Origin of the sequence: Shewanella putrefaciens, assembly GCF_016406325.1 — a bacterium.
In the GTDB taxonomy this organism is placed as follows: domain Bacteria; phylum Pseudomonadota; class Gammaproteobacteria; order Enterobacterales; family Shewanellaceae; genus Shewanella; species Shewanella putrefaciens.
The window spans coordinates 1,741,832-1,760,682 of record NZ_CP066370.1; the positions used below are offsets into that span (position 1 = coordinate 1,741,832).

General features: G+C 43.8%; 16 protein-coding genes and 4 tRNA genes. 10 read left to right on the forward strand and 10 right to left on the reverse strand.

Annotated elements, in window-relative coordinates; genetic code table 11:
* The first annotated feature begins 262 nt into the window (after window positions 1–262).
* From JEZ96_RS07780 to JEZ96_RS07800, 5 genes are all read left to right on the forward strand, one after another.
* Window positions 263–3,097 carry an ExeM/NucH family extracellular endonuclease gene (locus JEZ96_RS07780; RefSeq protein ID WP_198779874.1) on the forward strand — a complete coding sequence of 945 codons (2,835 nt, stop codon included), beginning with the start codon at window positions 263–265 and terminating at the stop codon, window positions 3,095–3,097.
* Window positions 3,098–3,594: 497 nt separating this feature from the next.
* Window positions 3,595–3,870, forward strand: coding sequence for a hypothetical protein (locus JEZ96_RS07785; RefSeq protein WP_025008774.1), 276 nt, complete (start codon window positions 3,595–3,597; stop codon window positions 3,868–3,870).
* 137 nt (window positions 3,871–4,007) lie between these two features.
* On the forward strand, window positions 4,008–4,436 hold the full coding sequence (locus JEZ96_RS07790) for a VOC family protein (RefSeq protein ID WP_025008773.1): 429 nt from the start codon (window positions 4,008–4,010) through the stop codon (window positions 4,434–4,436).
* Window positions 4,437–4,820: 384 nt separating this feature from the next.
* Entirely contained in the window at window positions 4,821–5,339 is a 519-nt protein-coding gene (locus JEZ96_RS07795) for a GFA family protein (protein WP_128090102.1), read from the forward strand.
* Window positions 5,340–5,473: 134 nt separating this feature from the next.
* On the forward strand, window positions 5,474–5,866 hold the full coding sequence (locus JEZ96_RS07800) for a DUF6678 family protein (protein WP_025008771.1): 393 nt from the start codon (window positions 5,474–5,476) through the stop codon (window positions 5,864–5,866).
* 210 nt (window positions 5,867–6,076) lie between these two features.
* On the opposite strand, the gene atcC is transcribed toward JEZ96_RS07800, so the two are convergent.
* The 8 genes from atcC to JEZ96_RS07840 form a co-directional block, all read right to left on the reverse strand.
* Complete coding sequence (gene atcC / locus JEZ96_RS07805) at window positions 6,077–6,973, reverse strand: cold adaptation protein AtcC (protein ID WP_061782689.1); 897 nt, start codon at window positions 6,971–6,973, stop codon at window positions 6,077–6,079.
* Window positions 6,974–6,984: 11 nt separating this feature from the next.
* Entirely contained in the window at window positions 6,985–7,743 is a 759-nt protein-coding gene (gene atcB / locus JEZ96_RS07810) for a cold adaptation protein AtcB (RefSeq protein ID WP_025008770.1), read from the reverse strand.
* Complete coding sequence (atcA, locus tag JEZ96_RS07815) at window positions 7,743–8,273, reverse strand: cold adaptation protein AtcA (RefSeq protein ID WP_011789682.1); 531 nt, start codon at window positions 8,271–8,273, stop codon at window positions 7,743–7,745. Before atcA ends, atcB begins: the two co-directional genes overlap by 1 nt.
* Window positions 8,274–8,295: 22 nt before the next feature.
* Window positions 8,296–8,580, reverse strand: coding sequence for a cold adaptation protein ActJcold adaptation protein ActJ (gene atcJ, locus JEZ96_RS07820; RefSeq protein WP_006081330.1), 285 nt, complete (start codon window positions 8,578–8,580; stop codon window positions 8,296–8,298).
* Window positions 8,581–8,903: 323 nt separating this feature from the next.
* Window positions 8,904–8,980: transfer RNA gene (locus tag JEZ96_RS07825), tRNA-Met, on the reverse strand.
* A 128-nt stretch (window positions 8,981–9,108) separates the two neighbouring features.
* Window positions 9,109–9,185: transfer RNA gene (locus tag JEZ96_RS07830), tRNA-Met, on the reverse strand.
* Window positions 9,186–9,325: 140 nt separating this feature from the next.
* Window positions 9,326–9,402: transfer RNA gene (locus JEZ96_RS07835), tRNA-Met, on the reverse strand.
* A 41-nt stretch (window positions 9,403–9,443) separates the two neighbouring features.
* Window positions 9,444–9,520 (reverse strand) — tRNA-Met (locus JEZ96_RS07840).
* 257 nt (window positions 9,521–9,777) lie between these two features.
* On the opposite strand from JEZ96_RS07840, the gene rlmKL reads away from it, so the two are divergent.
* The 5 genes from rlmKL to rmf all read left to right on the forward strand — a co-directional run bounded on the left by rlmKL (window position 9,778) and on the right by rmf (window position 16,311).
* Window positions 9,778–11,907 (forward strand): bifunctional 23S rRNA (guanine(2069)-N(7))-methyltransferase RlmK/23S rRNA (guanine(2445)-N(2))-methyltransferase RlmL, encoded by a 2,130-nt coding sequence (rlmKL, locus tag JEZ96_RS07845; protein WP_128090101.1) that lies wholly within the window; start codon window positions 9,778–9,780, stop codon window positions 11,905–11,907.
* Entirely contained in the window at window positions 11,900–12,163 is a 264-nt protein-coding gene (locus JEZ96_RS07850) for a glutaredoxin family protein (protein ID WP_011919117.1), read from the forward strand. Before rlmKL ends, JEZ96_RS07850 begins: the two co-directional genes overlap by 8 nt.
* Before the next feature lies 1 nt (window position 12,164).
* Window positions 12,165–14,090 (forward strand): ABC transporter ATP-binding protein, encoded by a 1,926-nt coding sequence (locus JEZ96_RS07855; RefSeq protein ID WP_011919118.1) that lies wholly within the window; start codon window positions 12,165–12,167, stop codon window positions 14,088–14,090.
* A gap of 28 nt (window positions 14,091–14,118) precedes the next feature.
* Entirely contained in the window at window positions 14,119–15,948 is a 1,830-nt protein-coding gene (locus tag JEZ96_RS07860) for a DUF3466 family protein (protein ID WP_061782905.1), read from the forward strand.
* Window positions 15,949–16,134: 186 nt separating this feature from the next.
* Window positions 16,135–16,311, forward strand: coding sequence for a ribosome modulation factor (gene rmf, locus JEZ96_RS07865; protein ID WP_006082074.1), 177 nt, complete (start codon window positions 16,135–16,137; stop codon window positions 16,309–16,311).
* Window positions 16,312–16,418: 107 nt separating this feature from the next.
* Here the strand turns inward: rmf and fabA are convergent, their stop codons facing one another.
* On the reverse strand, window positions 16,419–16,934 hold the full coding sequence (gene fabA / locus JEZ96_RS07870) for a bifunctional 3-hydroxydecanoyl-ACP dehydratase/trans-2-decenoyl-ACP isomerase (RefSeq protein ID WP_011789677.1): 516 nt from the start codon (window positions 16,932–16,934) through the stop codon (window positions 16,419–16,421).
* 74 nt (window positions 16,935–17,008) lie between these two features.
* Window positions 17,009–18,742: an AAA family ATPase gene (locus tag JEZ96_RS07875; protein ID WP_014610363.1), complete on the reverse strand. Its 1,734-nt coding sequence runs from the start codon at window positions 18,740–18,742 to the stop codon at window positions 17,009–17,011.
* Window positions 18,743–18,851 lie beyond the last annotated feature (109 nt).

The window sequence follows — 18,851 nt, forward strand, 5'->3', positions numbered from 1 at the left end:
TTTGCTTTATTATCTTTGTTTATCTTTGGCCGTACTGTGTATCGGGCGGCCTGTATTCCCCGTACTGCTTTCTTCCTAGCCCAGAACACTAAATCGTATGAGTTATATCCATCTTAAGTTGCAACTTTTATGCAGCTAATTTGTAACATTGCTCGCCTATAGTATCGTCAGTTTGTGAAGTACTGCGTCTGGAAGTATTTAAGCGCATCAATTAAATCGTCATTCAATAGCCAATACTAAAACGATACATTTAGGGGTTTCAATGTTTAACACGAAAACTTTGCTGGCGTTAGCCATCAGCAGCGTCTGTGGGCTTGCCCATGGCGCGGATAATTTAATCATTTCTGAATACGTCGAAGGCAGTGGCAACAATAAAGCCATCGAACTGTATAACCCAACTACAGACGTTATTGATTTAAGCCAATACCAATTGCGTTTCTATTTCAATGGCAGCACCAATGTCGGTACGACTATTGCGCTCACTGGCTCATTAGCAGCGGGAGCGACTTATGTGGTTGCCGATAACGACGCCTCGGCTGATATTCTTGCGGTGACAAATCAACAGAGTACAGCAAGTTTTTTTAATGGTGATGATGCCATTGTTCTGACATATCAAAATCAAGTGATTGATAGCTTAGGTCAAGTGGGCGTTGATCCGGGAGCTGAGTGGGGCAGTGGTTTGCTTTCCACCCAAGACAATACCCTGCGTCGTAATCCTAATTTATTGATTGCAGATACCATTATTGATGATGAGGTGAACTTTAGTACTTGGCTGGGCTTTGCTAAGGATGATATCTCGGATCTTGGTAAATTCAGCGCAGGCACGCCAACAGATCCAGTCGACCCTCCACCAAGTTCTTTAGTGTGCGGTGAAGATGCCACGGCGATTCATACGCTTCAAGGCGCTGGAGCTGCAAGCCCGCTTAATGGCCAAACCTTAGTGGTTGAGGCGGTTGTTGTCAGTAATCAAGAAGCCGGTCTTAAAGGCATTTTCATGCAAATGGCTGATCATGAAGTCGATAATGACCCACTGACCTCGGAAGGTGTGTTTGTGTATACGGGGAATGCACCAACCGCGTATGTGGCGGGCGATCGTATTCGTTTAAAAGCAAAAGTCACCGAATATCAAGGTTTAACGGAATTAACGACCGTCTCTGAGCACAAGTTATGTGCCACAGGTCAAGCACTACCAACTGCTGCGGTAGTGACTTTACCCGTTAACAGCAGTGATGATTTCGAACCTTTTGAGGGGATGCGTGTTCGTTTTAGCCAAGATTTAGTGGTGAACGAAGTCTATAACCTCGGTCGTTATGGTGAAATTTCATTAGGTAGCCAGCGTCACTTTATTGGTACGCAGGTCGCTGCACCGGGCGCAGATGCGCTGGCGGTGAGCGCAGCCAACCAACGGGACAGTATTTTATTGGATGATGGTTTAACGGTGCAGAATCCCGATCCTGTGCAATTCCCCGCCCCTGGGCTTAGCGCATCAAACACAGTGCGTGTGGGCGATAGCGTCACATCGCTCACAGGTGTGATGCACTATGGCTTTAATTTGTATCGCATTATGCCAATGGAAACGGTGAACTTTGTGGCGGAAAATCCACGCCCTGTTGCGCCCACATTGGTTGATGGCGGCAATTTAAAAGTCGCTAGTTTTAACGTGCTTAACTACTTCAATGGCGACGGCCAAGGCGCTGGTTTCCCAACCGCGCGTGGTGCCAATACCTTAAGCGAGTTTGAGCGGCAAAAGGCCAAGATTGTCAGTGCCATGATGGGCATTAGTGCCGATGTATTCGGCTTGATGGAAATCGAAAACGATGGCTTTGGCGCTAATTCAGCTATTGCTGATTTAGTCGCAGGTTTAAATGTCGCTGTGGGCGAAACGCGTTATGCGTATATCGCGCCAACAGGCATAAATGCAATTGGCACCGATGCCATCACTGTCGGCTTGATTTATCGTCGTGATAAAGTCACACCGAAGGGTGCTGCGCGCATTCTATCCAGTGCCAATTCGCCATTAGATGATAATCAACAACCCCTGTTTAACGATACCAGAAACCGTCCAATGTTGACGCAAGCCTTTAACGTGAATGGCAGTGAAGAGGGGATGGTTGTCGCGGTGAATCACCTTAAATCTAAGGGCAGTGAGTGTGCGGGCGATCCTGATCTTAACGACGGTCAAGGCAACTGTAATAGCACTCGTACCCGTGCGGCGACTGCTGTTGGTCAATGGTTAGGCGAGCAATATCCAGAGCAAGGCGTGCTGCTGATTGGTGATTTGAACGCCTATGCGAAGGAAGATCCATTAACAGCCTTGGCTAATGCGGGCTTTAGTGAACTGTTTGCTGAGCTTAGAAAACCCAATCCATACACTTATGTGTTCTCAGCCGAATCGGGTCAGTTAGATCATGCTTTAGCAAACGCCAAGTTACTGGATAAAGTGGTGGATGTAACACAGTGGCATATTAATACCGATGAGCCACGCGTATTGGATTACAACGAAGAGTTTAAGACGCCCGCTCAAATCCAAGATTTATACTCAACTGATGCTTATCGCTCATCGGATCACGATCCTGTGGTGATTTCACTCCTGCTTGAAGCGGAAAAAGTGGCGCCAGTGGCCAGTTTCACTCAAGTGGTGAATGGTGCGACTGTGCAACTGACATCCACTTCCAGCGACAGTGATGGACACATTGTTTCTGCTGAGTGGAACTTGGGTGATAATACTGTGGCAGTAGGGAATGTTGTCACTCACAGTTACCGCCAAAGCGGTGAGTATCAGGTCACGCTAACAGTGACGGATAATGATGGTCTCACCCATAGCATCTCCCAAAAGGTGACAGTGGTTGTTGAAAATGTGAAAAAGCCGCCAGTCGCGCAAATTCAGCGTATTAATTTATGGTTAGTCGATATGTTTATTTCGACGAGCTACGATACCGATGGTGTGATCAAACAACATAAATGGACGTTTGATAATGGCACCCGCGCTAACGGTCAAGTGGTATTGCGCCTTGCCCGTCGTGGGCAACACACAGTTGAACTGACCGTTAAAGATAACGACAAGTTAACCGATACCACGACACTGACGTATCGTTAAGTCAGTCCTTTTATTCCGCTGATTTTAAGTGACTCAAAGCCCGCCGCCGCGGGCTTTTGTTTTGGCGATAATGTCGTATTGGAACTGAGATAGTGAGTGTTTATGGCATTAAAATTCAGTGAGTTTTGATATGTAATAAGGCGTTAATCACATATCCAGAAATCGAACCCTAAAAAGTGAAAAGCTATCAATTTATTTATTAGTATTTGTAATTTTTTGAAAATATTACCTTTTATTCTTCCCTTGATTAAAATACCGTACCAAAACATTTCTCTGTATATAAGGTCTTGCTTTTTCTGCATAAAAAATATTGAAAGCCCACTAGGATGGATGCTAAGTTGCTGGCATATTTGTATTTATTGTTCTAAGGTTAAGCCATTTACGGTTTGGGTTTTAGTTGAAGTCCGAGTAAAACACTGTTGTGCGCTTAGGAGATTCATGTGGAACTGAAAGAGTTTATTGCTTCGACATAGGGTGAGATTCAAGAAGACGTCCAAATGGCTATTAACCAAACTAAGGGTAAAGGCGCTAATGGGGCTATCAATCCGTCATGGGGTGGTACCGAGCAGATCGGCGCAAAGCATATTCAAAATGTACAGTTTGATATAGCCGTAACTGTAGATGACGAGAGTAAAGGAACTGTCGGTGGGGGTATAAAAGTAGTTGGAATTAGCATAGGCAGAGAGGATATTAGCGCTTCAAAAACAAGCTGTGTCAGTCGTATCCAATTTTCTATTCCTATCATTCCACCGGTTACTATTATAAATGGTTAATTTAAAAGCGCATAACAAGGCACATCTCTCGCGGTCGCAGGGATGCCAAACCGCGAGCTCATTTTTGTCGCCCGTGTGCTTTGCGTTATGCTGCATTCACATCGTCTAGGCGCAGGAATTATCACTAAGAGTACTTTATGGAAACGCAAGAACTACATCGAGGTCGTCTGATCGATCACATCCAACTTGTAGTACAAGACCTATCTGCAAGCCAAACATTTTACGCAGCCATTTTTGCCTCTCTCAACATACCCATGGGAGGCAATGGTGACGGGTACTTTTGGGCAGACGAGATATTCGTAACCGCCGTCGATAGTCCGGCGGCGCTGGGAGTGCTGACTGGTCGTCATCATCTGGCATTCCAAGCGCAAGACCGAACGATGGTCGACAGTTTTTACAAAGCTGCACTCGCGCATGGCGGTAAGGACAATGGCGCTCCCGGGGAGCGCACGTACCATCCTGGTTACTATGCTGCCTTTGTCCTAGATCCAGACGGTAACAATATTGAAGCTGTCTATCACGGTGAAGCGACTCGAAGCTCTGCTTCTGTGATGATCACTTTCTAGTCACGGCGGCAATTAAGTGCATAATAAACTCTTCAGAGTGACAGCTAACGCGTGGCATATATTATTCGTTAGTTTTAGTGGTTAAGGTGTTATGCGAAAGCTTGGTAGTAGTGTTGCCTGCCACTTAAACGGGCGTAAAATATATGAAAGCTTATACTCTGATATCAATATCGAAGATAAAATTTAAAAGCATATTTGAATATACTTTTTTAGGAGCCATATTTCTTCTTTTGGTTTTATCTTCAAAGAATCATATATTTTAAAGGCGACTAAAAAGAGCAAACCTATATGTTTTATATTGAGCAATTAGCATATATTACGTTGTTAATTATTGACAGCATTGTTATCTTCGCAGCTTAACCAATTAATAGGTGATTGGAATATATGAGCAAGAGCAACTTATTTTTTTCAGAAGGTGGCTGTACCTGTCAATTCATTCGATATCGCATTGATACCGCACCACTCTTTGTACATTGCTGCCATTGCCGCTGGTGTCAGCGTGAGACGGGGGCTTCATTTGCCCTTAATGCCATGATAGAGACTGACAGGGTTCACTTGATCTGTGGTGAGCTTGACATTATTGACACTCCATCGGCAAGTGGCATGGGGCAAAAGATTTGCAGATGTCCCAAATGCCATGTGGCAGTTTGGAGCCACTACGCAGGTTCTGGCCCAATACTCAGTTTTTTACGGGTGGGCACTTTGGATAACCCAGATATATTACCGCCGGATATACATATCTTCACTTCATCCAAACAGCCTTGGGTTATTATTCCTGAAAATATTCCTTCGGTTTCTGAGTATTATGATCGCGAAAAATATTGGCCAGCACAGAGCCTAGAGCGACGTTTGAAAATATTGCCAGAAATTAATGCCTATAAAGCAGGGCTTCAGCGTTCTTAAACCGCATTATTTTTGTAAATAAAAGATAATGTCTATGGTATAAATCTCAGTCTAAAGCAGATTATGTTTTTGTTTTACAATGGAAGACTGATTTGGGGGTATTGTGTTTAGTGGGGAGTATGAGGCGCCCAAAAATGAATATTAAAACCTTAGAATATATAAACCAACACCAACTTTCGTCAGTCATGAATCAGACAAAGTGGTGCGAGCTTGAAAAGGCATTAAATGGATCTGAAGACTTTATTCCCTATGTGCGATACAAATTGATTTATGATGAAAATCCTAATGCAGGTTTTACTGCCGTGTGGTGGCACGAGTTACTTGAAATAGCAGAAACCATTGAGTGGTTAGAAGTTGATCCATTCAAAAGAGAATGGCTAGGCCGATTAGTGGCGGATCGAGTGACGGACTTTTCTGATGTTGTAAGCGCACAATTAGCCCAATATTCAATTCCTTATTCGATAGAAAATGGTATGTTTCGGATTTGGGGTTATCTGAGGAGGGATGAATCTCCAAAATTTATCTAACTGAAGAGTTATATCTCTGTAAGTCACTTATTTTCAAGCTAAAACCAACTCAAAACTGAGACCGAAACACTGATTATTGGGATTGGGCATAGAGACAAAAGACAATAAAAAAGTGCTTTATTTTTTAATAAAGCACTCATTTTTAAGCGACTCAAGCACTCGTTGACCTACTGAACACAGTACTGATTAAGGTACTGATTAAAGTACCGATCAAAGTACTATGTAGAGTGGCCAGCCAAGGAGGCCGACGAGACCTTCTTTATGTTCGAATCTTTCTAAGCGCTCGGGTGAAGCGTCGCTGAGTAAGAGTTCGCGGTAGCTTTTGGCAAAGTGCAGGGTACGCAGTAGGGCAGGGGCAAAGTTTTTACCGAGATCTTTACTGATGGTTTCAGCGAGTTCTGCGGGTAATTCTGCTAACGCTTTCTGGGTTTCCAATTCGATATGCTCACGGGTAAACCATTCCTCTTTTAAGGTGATTTTGCCGATACGCTTTTTCAAATCCTGTCTGACTTTGGCGCCATCAAACAACAATCGATACAGTACCGCTTCGGCTAATACACTCTCTAGATTGAGAAAATCTAGCGGATCATAGCTCGATTGCGCGTAAAACTGTGTCAATAGGGCCGCAATCGACTGTTGGCGTTGATGCTCAAGCAGGGCATCTTGATAGGCTTCATAGCCTAACCATTCTTCCGCATCGGGTGGGCTGGACACTTGTTCAAGCAAGAACTTGTCGACATCACCGTACAGTGACTTGCCGTTGATGAGTTTATGCTTGCTGACAGTGCTGAGCATGCTCCAGCCTTTTTGGAAGCATTTGACTACGCCATCGGCGGTGATCAACAGGCGTATCGCCTGCTGCTGATTCTGGTTTGATAACTCCATCAAACCAAGGCTCACCACACCAATGACATCGTGTGCCGCTTGTTCGAGCAGGTGCATTTTGTACTTGTTGTAAAATTTATCGGCCAGTTTGAGGCTCATCAAAATGGCTTTGGATTTAATTTGTGACAGCTGTTCACCGCTCAGCGTTTCGTCTGCTTGGCCTTGGATCAATACCTTGCTCAGGTAGGGTCCTTGATCTACATCACGCAGTACCAGTTGCATCAAATAATTCCTTAATCCAAAAAGCTAAACATATCATCGACTTCAGCGTATTCATCCGTCACTTGGTTTTTCTCTTTGGCTTGAATAACCAGCTCGTTGACAAACTTGCTGATGATCATTTCCCAACCTGAGCTTTCGTTACGCAGCAGACTCTTAATGGCTTTTTCAACATCGGGCGCGAGCTCGTGGATCAAGGCCATTAGGCTGCGTGGGTCGTCTATGCTGAGGCTCTGTGCATCTTCACTGGCGACGCGGCTGTCGTAGCCGATGGTTTCAGTGTCTTCTTCGTCATCGTAGAGATCGGTGTAGCCGTCTTCATCTTCATGTTTTTCGCCTAACATCATTTCGATGAAAGGGATCGACAGGTAGAAGAGGCCCGCAGGATCTTCGGCGATACATTCTAAAATCGCCGTTTGCTTTTCTTCGCTATCTTGAATGCGAATTAAATAGGTCAAAAAATCAAAGGTATGCTGAATAAGTTCTTCGGCATTGTTTTTGATTTTTTCTTCCCAGTACAAAGGTTGCTGACAGACGATGTCGCGAATTTGTTCTGGGGTCATAAGTTCAGACATGATCGAAGGACAAGAGATATCATGGTGACTGTTGATTTGGGTCAGCGTTACGATATCCATGTGTTCGATGACTTCGACTAATTGCGCGTCGGCCATGGTATTTGCAATGATTTCAAAGCGTTTGCTCGCTTGTTTTGGCTCTACGTCCGCCAACTCTTTAATTTCGGCGACGGTAATCTCAATGAGACTAGTGTTCATTAGCGGTCCTCATCATCGTAGTGATCGTAGTAGCCATCTTCCTCTTCGCCTTCATCATCGTCGTCGTTATCTGAGGTGCCAACATAATCGTTGTCATCATCTTCATCGTCGTCGTGATGTTTTGCTGCTGGTGTTGCTTTACCTTGAGTTTCGAGTAAATACAGTACGGCGCAGCTTTCAATCAGTAAGGTTTCCGAGTAACCACGCACGGCTAACACTAAAGGTAAATCGGCATTGTTAAAGCCAATGGTGACTTTAAACTCATCCCACTCGGGTTGAGTTGCCGTGTTTATCCAATGTGCCCACTTGAGTTTGGCTTCGGCGGGAAACTTAATTCGACCGTAAAGCGCGACAGGCAGGTACTCAGGTACAGTATCGAGCATCTTAGGATCGGCTTCTAACACCTTTTTGATTTGGCTAGTAAATTGCTCTAGCGCTTTAGGTGTATCGGGATCGTCGTAGGACTCGATATTGTCGTAGGCATTATTTTTTAGCTCATTAATGCGTGAGATATTCAGTTTTTTGACCATTTGACACTACTCTAGAAAACGCTCAAGGATAAAATTGATCCCACAGCTCGCGCATGGCGCTAGCGGGATCGGTCACTATGACGTTATTGAAATCTTTGATAAACGCATTACGTCGCTTAGGATCGGACAACACATCATAAGCATTTTTAACGCGTTCAAGTTGTACGGCGGCTTGCTGCTTTTCCTCTTCCGAGGCGCCTAACAACTTGTCGGGATGATATTTGTTTGACAGCCGTCGATAGGCTTTTTTAATGTCGTCTTCTTTGGCACTGGGTTTTATACCAAGCACGCTAAAGTGGTTAATCATACTTGTACCTGCAGGCGATGGGGCTGATATCGCGAGATAAAAAGGGTTTGACTCTGATTATCTTTAAATTCGTGGAATTATGATTAGTCAGCCGTGGATGATAGCAGAAATCCCCTCGGGGCAGCAAACACGCAAGTCGCTATTTGCAGCTCTAGCTTAACTTATAAAACACTGATGTTGATCGTGCGAATTTGCGAGCCACAATAGGGAGTATATAGCATTTAGTATTGGCTGATGTATTGGTTAGATCTTTGTTATATCTTAGTTTTGCGGGATTTTGATACAAAAAAACCAGCATTAAGCTGGCCTGATCATTAGATAATTGGTTGCGGGAGCCGGATTTGAACCGACGACCTTCGGGTTATGAGCCCGACGAGCTACCATGCTGCTCCATCCCGCGTCCGATATCTATCTGTATTACTGTACTACTTTGCTTTAAATTGGTTGCGGAAGCAGGATTTGCGCCCGTTGTTTATAAAGAAATTGAGCCCGATAAGCTGTTTCTATTGATAAACTAATACTCTAAATTGGTTGCGGGAGCCGGATTTGAACCGACGACCTTCGGGTTATGAGCCCGACGAGCTACCATGCTGCTCCATCCCGCGTCCGATATCTATCTGTATTACTGTGCTATTTTGCTTTAAATTGGTTACGGGAGCCGGATTTGAACCGACGACCTTCGCTCGTTGTTTATAAAGAGTTGAGCACGATAAGCTGTTTCTATCGATAAACTAATACTCTAAATTGGTTGCGGGAGCTGGATTTGAACCAACGACCTTCGGGTTATGAGCCCGACGAGCTACCATGCTGCTCCATCCCGCGTCCGATATCTATCTGTATTACTGTACTATTTTGCTTTAAATTGGTTGCGGGAGCCGGATTTGAACCGACGACCTTCGGGTTATGAGCCCGACGAGCTACCATGCTGCTCCATCCCGCGTCCGTCTTCAAAGCGGGGCAGACTATAACGGCAGCGAGTAGTCATTGCAAGGACGAATCCTAAAAAAGAGGATGAATGCTCAAATATAAAGCGTAGTGCGGGGATTTTACGCAGTATGAGTCGGGACTCGCTATTATAGGGCGCTAAAAGCTGACTAACTGACTGACTAAATCTGACTTCGGTTAATAACTGTTTATCTTTTATGTATTCGAGCAGGTATAATGTCGCTTTGATTTTGACTGCGTATTGATTATCCCATGCTTAATTTTTTTGCCGCTGCCCCTAAGGGCTTTGAATATAGCTTAGCCCAAGAACTGACAGAATTTGGTGCCACAGAGATTAAGGAGAGTGTTGCTGGTGTGTATTTCACCGCACCTTTAGCCTTAGCTTACCGGATTACGTTATGGACACGTTTAGCCAGCCGTATTGTGTTGGTCATTTATAAAGGCAGCTGTGAGTCGGCAGAGCAACTCTACAATGCTGCCTATTGTATTGATTGGCCAGCACATTTCTCTAATAGAAACACTTTTAGTATCGATTTTCATGGTACGGGTGGCTTTATTAATAACACCCAGTTCGGCGCGCTTAAAATTAAAGATGCCATAGTCGACAGGTTCCGTGACGATGGTGACGAACGTCCCAATGTGTCGCGTACTGATGCGGACTTTAAAGTCGATGCGCATTTTCGTAATGGTGTGATTACGATTGCAATGAACTTCTCCGGCCCATCATTGCATCAACGGGGATATCGCTCAACCACAGGCGAAGCCCCTTTAAAAGAAAACCTTGCCGCGAATATGTTAGTGCGAAGTGGCTGGCAAGCCGCGCCTACGACTTTACTTGATCCTTTTTGTGGTAGCGGCACAGTGCTGATTGAAGCGGCGTTAATGGCGGCGGATATTGCTCCAGGACTACAACGTAATCGTTTTGGCTTTGAACATTGGCGTCGTCACGATAAAGCTGTGTGGCAAGATATTGTCGCTGAAGCCAAGGCGCGTGCTTCATTGGGGGTTAAACGCTGCGAGATTAAATTTTACGGATCGGATATCGATTCTCGCTTAGTTGCGCTTGCAAAGCGTAATGCAGAAAATGCGGGAGTGCTTGAGCTTATTGAGTTTAAGGTTGCTAATGCCCTTAATATCGAGCCGCCAGCAGCAGAGGGTTATCTTATCACCAACCCACCCTATGGGGAGCGTTTGGGGAATGTGTCCGAACTTTTGCAACTTTATTACCAACTTGGCGATAAATTTAAAAAAGAATTCGGCGGTTGGAAAGTCGCCATGCTTTGTAGTGATATCGAGCTAATCTCATCACTTAAGCTTAAAGCGGATAAACAGATGAAGATGTTTAATGGTGCATTAGAGTGTGCCTTTAACCTCTATACTCTGCATGCCAACAGTACTCGCCGTGACACGCCTGTTTTGCCTGAAGGAGTGGACATTGCCGGTATCGCGCCCGCCTTTGCCAACCGTATTAAAAAAAATGCTAAGCAACTGGAAAAGTGGGCTCAAAAAGAAGGGATAGATAGTTATCGTATTTACGATGCTGATATTCCTGAATATAACGTCGCAGTCGATAAATATTTAGACTATGTGATTGTGCAGGAATATATGGCGCCAGCAACCATTCCTGAGGCGGTGACTAAACGTCGTTTAAGTGATGTGCTGCTGGCGTTACCCGCAGCGATTGGGATTAATCCTAATAAAATCATCATGAAAACCCGTGAGCGTCAGAAGGGAACAAATCAATATCAAAAGTTAGATGAACGTAAGTTAGAACTTATCACCACTGAGTATGGTGCTAAGTTTAAGTTAAACTTAACGGGTTATTTAGATACAGGTTTATTCCTTGATCACCGTCTAACGCGTCGTCTGGTCGGTCAAAAAGCGAAGGGACGCCGAGTGTTGAACCTATTTTCCTACACGGGGTCTGCATCTGTGCATGCGGCGCTCGGTGGAGCAAAGACAGTTACAACGGTAGATATGTCAAATACCTATATCAATTGGGCGAAGGATAACTTTGCCCTCAATGGGCTGCAAGGCAAGCAATATGAATTCGTGCAAGCGGATTGTTTACAGTGGATCCGTGATTGTAATGAACAATTTGATTTGATTTTTATTGATCCACCGACATTCTCTAACTCAAAACGGATGGAAGATTCATTCGATGTGCAGCGGGATCATGTCAATTTACTCGGTGCTTTAGTGAAACTCTTAAGTCCAACGGGGGAGTTAGTGTTTTCCAACAATAAACGTAAGTTTAAGATGGATATAGAAACACTGACTAAGATGAACATCATGGTTAAAAACATTGATGACATCACGCTGCCCATGGATTACAAACGCAATCCCCATATTCACAATACTTGGTTAATTACCCATGCTTGAACGCAAGAAGGCTAATTTATCAGCTGAATTACACCGGGGCTACGTGCTATATCACACGGAGGGGTGCCATTTGTGTGAATTGGCGGCTGTGCTATTAGAAGATGCTGGTATCGCGTTTCAAACCATCGATATTTGTGATGATGAAATACTCGCGGAGCGTTATGGCGTGTCGATCCCCGTGCTAAAAGCTGCGGATGACAGATGCTTATTTTGGCCATTTGACGCAACGCAATTACAAAAGTTTATAGGAGCTTAGTTTGAGTCTGGTTCGTATCAATAATGGCTCTTTAGCCTATGGTTATACACCGCTACTGCAGAATGCGGATTTTACCATTGAACGCGGTGAGCGCGTGTGTATAGTGGGGCGAAATGGTGCTGGCAAGTCGAGCTTGCTGAAGATTTTATCCGGTGATGTATTGCTGGATGAAGGTGAGTTTAACATTGATGGTAATGTGACCGTCAGCCGTTTACAGCAAGATCCACCCAAGGCTGAGCAAGGTACGGTTTATGCCTATATTGCGGCAGGTCTTAAGGAAGTGGGTGAAGCGCTTGAGCGTTATCATCAATTATCCCACGATGTGGCCCATGCTTCACCTGAACTGATGGATCGCATGCTAAATGAGATGCAAGGTCTGCAGGAAACCTTAGATCACTACAATGGCTGGCAGTTAGATTCACGTATTCAACAAAATTGTGAATTGCTCGGTCTCGATCCGGACAAATCCTTAAGTGAGTTGTCTGGTGGTTGGCAGCGTAAAGTAGCACTAGCTCGCGCGCTTGTAAGTGAGCCGGATTTATTACTGCTTGATGAACCCACCAACCACTTAGATATTGATACTATTGAATGGTTAGAGAAATTTCTACTTGATTATCAAGGTGCTATCGTCTTTATCAGCCACGACAGAGGCTTTATTGCTCGTATGGCGACGCGAATAGTCGATTTAGACCGAGGTGTCGTCACATCATGGCCGGGTAACTATCAAGCTTATCTTGATGGTAAGCAGGAGTGGCTGCGAGTTGAGGCAGATAAAAATGCCTTGTTTGACAAGCGTCTAGCCGATGAAGAAGTGTGGATCCGTCAAGGTGTTAAAGCAAGGCGCACCCGAAATGAAGGACGTGTACGCGCACTTAAAGCGCTCCGTCAAGAGCGTAGTGAGCGTTTGAACCGTCAAGGTAACGCTAAAATGGCGGTGGCTGATACAGAGCGTTCAGGCAAGTTAGTTTTTGATGTTAAAGACTTAAATTACAATTTGCCCGATAAAAATCTGGTGAAAAACTTTAATACCACAGTGATCCGTGGTGACCGTATCGCCTTAATTGGTCCAAACGGTTGTGGCAAGTCAACACTGATTAAGTTGTTGATTGAAAAGCTACAGCCCCAGTCTGGTGAAGTGAAAGTCGGGACTAAGTTGGAAATTGCCTACTTTGACCAATACCGTGAAGCTTTAGATCCGGAGCAAACCGTTGAAGATAACGTCGGCGAAGGTAAAAAAACGATTACTATCAATGGCCAAGATCGCCATATCTTAAGCTACTTGCAGGATTTTTTATTTTCGCCAATGCGAGCGAGAACGCCGGTTAAAGCCCTGTCTGGTGGTGAAAAGAACCGTTTATTACTCGCAAAGTTATTGATCCGTCCAGCCAACTTAATCATTCTTGACGAACCAACAAACGATCTTGATATTGAGACCTTAGAATTGCTAGAGTCGCTGCTGACTGAATATCAAGGCACCCTGTTACTCGTAAGCCATGATAGGGCGTTTATCGATAATACCGTGACGAGTAGTTGGTGGTATGCAGGCAATGGCCACTGGAGCGAATACGTGGGTGGCTATCAGGATGCGGTCGATCAGGGGGCTAAGTTTTATTCTGAGGAACCTAGTTCACAAAAGACGGTCGAAGCTCCTGCAGTTGAAATGAAACCTGCGGAAGTAAAGGTTTCAGAGCCTGTCAAAGCAGTAAAAAAACTGTCGTATAAGTTACAGCGTGAGTTAGAGTCATTACCTAGTCTGATGGAACAGTTGGAGCAAGATATTCTTGCACTGCAAACCGTGATAGGTAATTCAGATTTCTATAGTCAGGCGCAAGATAAAGTCAATCAGGTATTAAACCAGTTGGCAGAGAAAGAAAAGCAATTGGAAGTTTGCTTCGAGCGGTGGGAAGAGCTTGAGTCACTGAAGTAAGCCAATAATAAAAATGGGAATAGAATTAATGAAGTCAAAGTTGGATAAAGCCCTGTCCTTGGTTGCCTTAGGTGTCCTTGGTGTATTAAACAGTGCCCATGCTGCACCTGTCTATGAAATTGTTAATATTGAGAATTATGACCTAAAAGGCACGCTAGAAGGGACGCGTAACGGGTACGCTTTAGGCGTGAATGCTAATGATGAATTAGTTGGTATTTCCAAGGGCAAGAAAAAGCTTAGCACTTCGGATGTTGAAAGTGGCGTGATTGATATTGAAGATGGTATCGCGCCTGAGGAAACCATCACTTATTCAATCATCGCAGCAATCGTCGCTAACAATTTTGCCTTTGTTGCTAAGGAAAACGATTCATCTAGTCCTTGGTTACCGACTTTTGACAGCATAAATGGCACTACGCCACCCAGTAATACCGAAGTCATTAACTCTGTTGATACTTTTTATTATGGTATTAATGATGCGGGTATTAAAGTCGGTAGTATGACAGCTCCTGAGAAGAAGGTAGAGAATACTGCAACTACCGATGTGACAGATGATTATTGGTATTACCGCGACTATGAGTACCGTGGCGTGGCTAAATCCAGTGAGGTTGAAATACCACTTATTCCCCCTTATACCCAATATGTTAAGGATGATAAAACGGTTGAGTTAGGCGGTTGGTCTGCGGCTACGGCCATCAACAACAATAACCTTATTGCAGGTTATGCAAGTACTGATATCAGTAAATATGGTAGTGATCGCGTAGCTTACTGTTTAAGTACGGATAATACTTTACCATTGGATGTCTGCGTTCAACGTGAGCAATATCCTAACTCAGTTGGAACTCGCAATATCCAATATCAAACCCGTGCTTATGTATGGAAAATTGAGGATGATAACACTGCGACAGGTACGGTTTTACCCCTTGGATTTACGCCCGCGAGTGACGACACCTTAACTTATACCGCGCAGGCGCTCGGTTTAAATGATAATGATGTTATTGTCGGTCGTTCCCATGTATATCGTAATGGGAATAGTAAGTCCCTAGCGCAAGATGCAGCTTATTGGATTAAGGATGCCGAAGGTAACTATCAATATCATTGGATCCCGATGTCAAACGCAGTTGCCAGCTCTATTGCCTATGATATCAATGATAATGGTATTGTTGTTGGTAGCTACCGCAGCTATATCCAAGGTTATTTGCGTGATAAGTTCTTCTATTTTGATATTAATACGCCGGATGTCAGCCCTGTGACGCCAAATGATTTTGCCTCTAAGCCAACGGATTTATCGAGTAAGCCTAAAGATATTAATAATAATGGCCAAGTAGTTGGTTATATTGAAACCACCTATGATAAAGAAAAACCACGTCCGAAGGCGGGCTTCTTATATGAGAAGTCAACGGGTGAGTTTAGTAATCTTAATAAGTTGCTGACATGTGAATCTAAAGGATTTGAAAAAGACGGTAGTGGTAACTGGAATCGCCATAAAGTCGCAGTTCAAGATGGTTCAGGTAAGACACTAACATACAATACCGATATCCTTGTGGTTGAAGCGTCCAGTATTAACGAAGAGGGCACTATTGTAGGTACGGCTTTTGTTCGTAAACCTTCATACCAGTTTGATAGCAGCGGTAATGTTGTGATTGGCGAGAATGGATTACCGTTATTCGAATTAAGTGGTAGTGGAGAGCCTGTTACCGCTTATATTCCGCGTATGGTTGTGCTTAAGCCTGTAGCCAATGGTGAAGCTTGTCCAATAGATGATAGTACGGATACGGGCAACTATGAACGTAAGGGCGCCGCGTCTTTAGCTTGGCTTTTTGCGTTACCATTGATTTGGTTCCGTCGCCGCGTTCGCTAGTTTTAAGCTTAAATTCAGATTAATAAAATCGAGGCTAAATGCCTCGATTTTTTTTAACTAGGATCTCAATAGTTTAAAAAAAAGTCGATATAATGAGCGATTTTTTGATTGATCTTGGGGACAAAAAGCACTATTTCTATGGGTGAAGCTTTTGCTTCTATTTCACGTAGAACAGAGGACGCTTGCATGAAAAGACAAAAACGAGATCGTTTAGACAGAGCTTTTTCAAAAGGATTCCAAGCTGGTGTTGGTGGGCGCTCTAAGGAGCTCTGTCCTTATGCAAATCTTGATTCGCGATCGCAGTGGTTAGGCGGTTGGCGTGAAGGTGTGGATGGCCGAGTTAATGGGCTATTTAATAAATAACTGAGTTTAGCTCGTTAATTAAATAGCCCAGAACAAACGAAGTAATGCAGCACATTGCCCTCAGGTGAGGGCATTTTTGTATCTATAAAAAATGTAGCAAAAGATAATTAGAAGGTTGATGTATCACTAAATACACCGACTTTGAGATCGGTTGCGCTGTAGATTTGACGACCATCAACTTCAAGAATTGCATCGGCAATTCCCATGACGAGTTTTCGGTGGATTGTGCGTTTGATATTCAGTTTATAGGTAACCTTTTTCGCACCGGGTAGCACTTGACCAGTAAACTTCACTTCACCAACGCCCAGTGCACGACCTTTACCTTCAGCACCTTCCCAGCCTAAATAGAACCCTACTAATTGCCACATGGCATCAAGGCCTAAACAACCAGGCATAACGGGATCGCTAATAAAATGACAGTCAAAAAACCATAATTCTGGATTAATATCGAGTTCAGCGACAATTTCACCTTTTCCAAACTCGCCACCATTATCATTGATAGTGACGATTCTATCGATCATCAGCATATTATCAACAGGAAGGCGAGGGGAGTTTGGACCAAATAATTTCCCATGGCCACAGGCGATGAGTTCTTCTTTATTGAAACTGTTTGCTTTATTCATTATTTTACTACTCCAGCAATAAGAACCGCCAAGATTAGCGAACACGTGTAAGCTAAACAACTCCGATCAGCTAATTAACGACGAAATAATCCCAATTTTGCGAGTAACCTCGTCATTATGCCAATTTCCTCTTCTCCATTACCCGCAAGCTTATCCAGTCTTTCTTGCACTAAACCATACAAAGAATCATGTGGGAAATCATTATCTTCGTCGGCAACACCCGCGGGCATTTGCATCAGTAGTTCAACAGCTTCATCCATATGCTCAATAGCATAGATATGGAATAAGCCTTTGCCTACAGCTGTTATCACTTTTGGATCGAGGTTAAGTTGTAAAATATTCGATCTAGGCATAATCACGCCTTGCTCACCCGTTAAGCCTCGGCGTTCACATAAATTAAAAAAGCCTTCAATTTTTTCGTTAATACCACCAATGGCTTGTACATTACCGAATTGATCGAGTGCTCCAGTGATGGCTAAAGATTGAATAATGGGCTGCTCTGCAATCGCCGACATAAGGCAGCAATATTCCGCTAGCGACGCACTATCACCATCGATTTCTTGGTATGATTGCTCAAATACAATATTGGCATTGAGGTGTAATGGTGCATCTCTACCGAAGATGCGGTATAAGCAGGCCGATAGGATCATCATCCCTTTGGCATGAATATTCCCACCAAGTTCAGATTTTCTTTCAATATCTGCAACCTCACCATCTCCATAGTGTACCGATGCGGTGATGCGTGCTGGTTCACCATAACTATAATCAATCGCATCAATCACGGTTAGGCCGTTTATCTGTCCTACCATAGCCCCTGTTGTTGGCAGATTTATGAAATTGTCATCAAAACTCTGACCTGAAAATTCTTCGGAGCTGTTATGACGATAATTAGCTTGTGACAGGGCATATTCAATGTCGCTAGCATTGATGCTAGGTTTGCCACGGTAGGCTTTAGCTTGTGCCATCAACTGCGCAAAATCGAGCATAGATAGACTTAAGCGACGTTGATGTTCTGTTAAGCGTGCGCTGTAACGAAATAGTGGCGCCAGACTTGACTGTTCTAATGTTACATCGACACTTTGCGCTACAGCTTGTAACCATGCTGCGTATTGTGATTCTTTATAGCGCATTAGGTCTATTTCACTGGCGAGTTCTGCTAAGAGGGTAAAATGACGCTGAAATTGCCAATCCTCAGAGCGCACTTGACTATAAATCATCCCTGCGCCCACTAGCACTATTTTACAATTTAATGGTATTGGGCTTAAGGTACTGCTAATTTGATACTCTTTTTGTGTGAGGATTTGCATGACTAAATCCCACAAGTTCTCACGTTTCCACAATGATTCTGCGCAAATAAACAGATAATGACATTGTGCGAGCGCACCTGCTTGGTATTTACTGCTATTACCCGATTGCACCATTCTTCCGAGTAAATCGACTCGTCGAATATTGCCGCTTAAATAACGATAAAGGACATTCTTTTCTGTAATGCAACCTTGGTTGTCTAATGGTTGCTCGTGTTGCCATTGAAATTGTATCGCTTCATCTACAGGTCGAGTTGCAACAAGATAAGCCGTGGACATAGGAGTCAAGGTATCCATCAGCGCACGTATCATTAAATGGCGATCAATACCGGGAAAATCGGCAAGATAGAGTTGTTGTTCTGCTATGGCATTGTGCAGTTTAAACGCATCTACAGCACGCTCTTGCCCTAAGAGTAAGGCGCTTAAATTGGCAGCCGACTGAGATAGGGAGGGTAGGCTAAATTCAGGTGCGAGTGAAGAAGTCGATATCAAGAGTGAATTCATATAAGCATTTACCGTGAAAAGTTACGCCGATTTTACCATACCAAGACAACAAATCTCTCACTGTATAGGTATTTTTGCGCGTGTTTATCTTTTTATTGATTAAAATCTA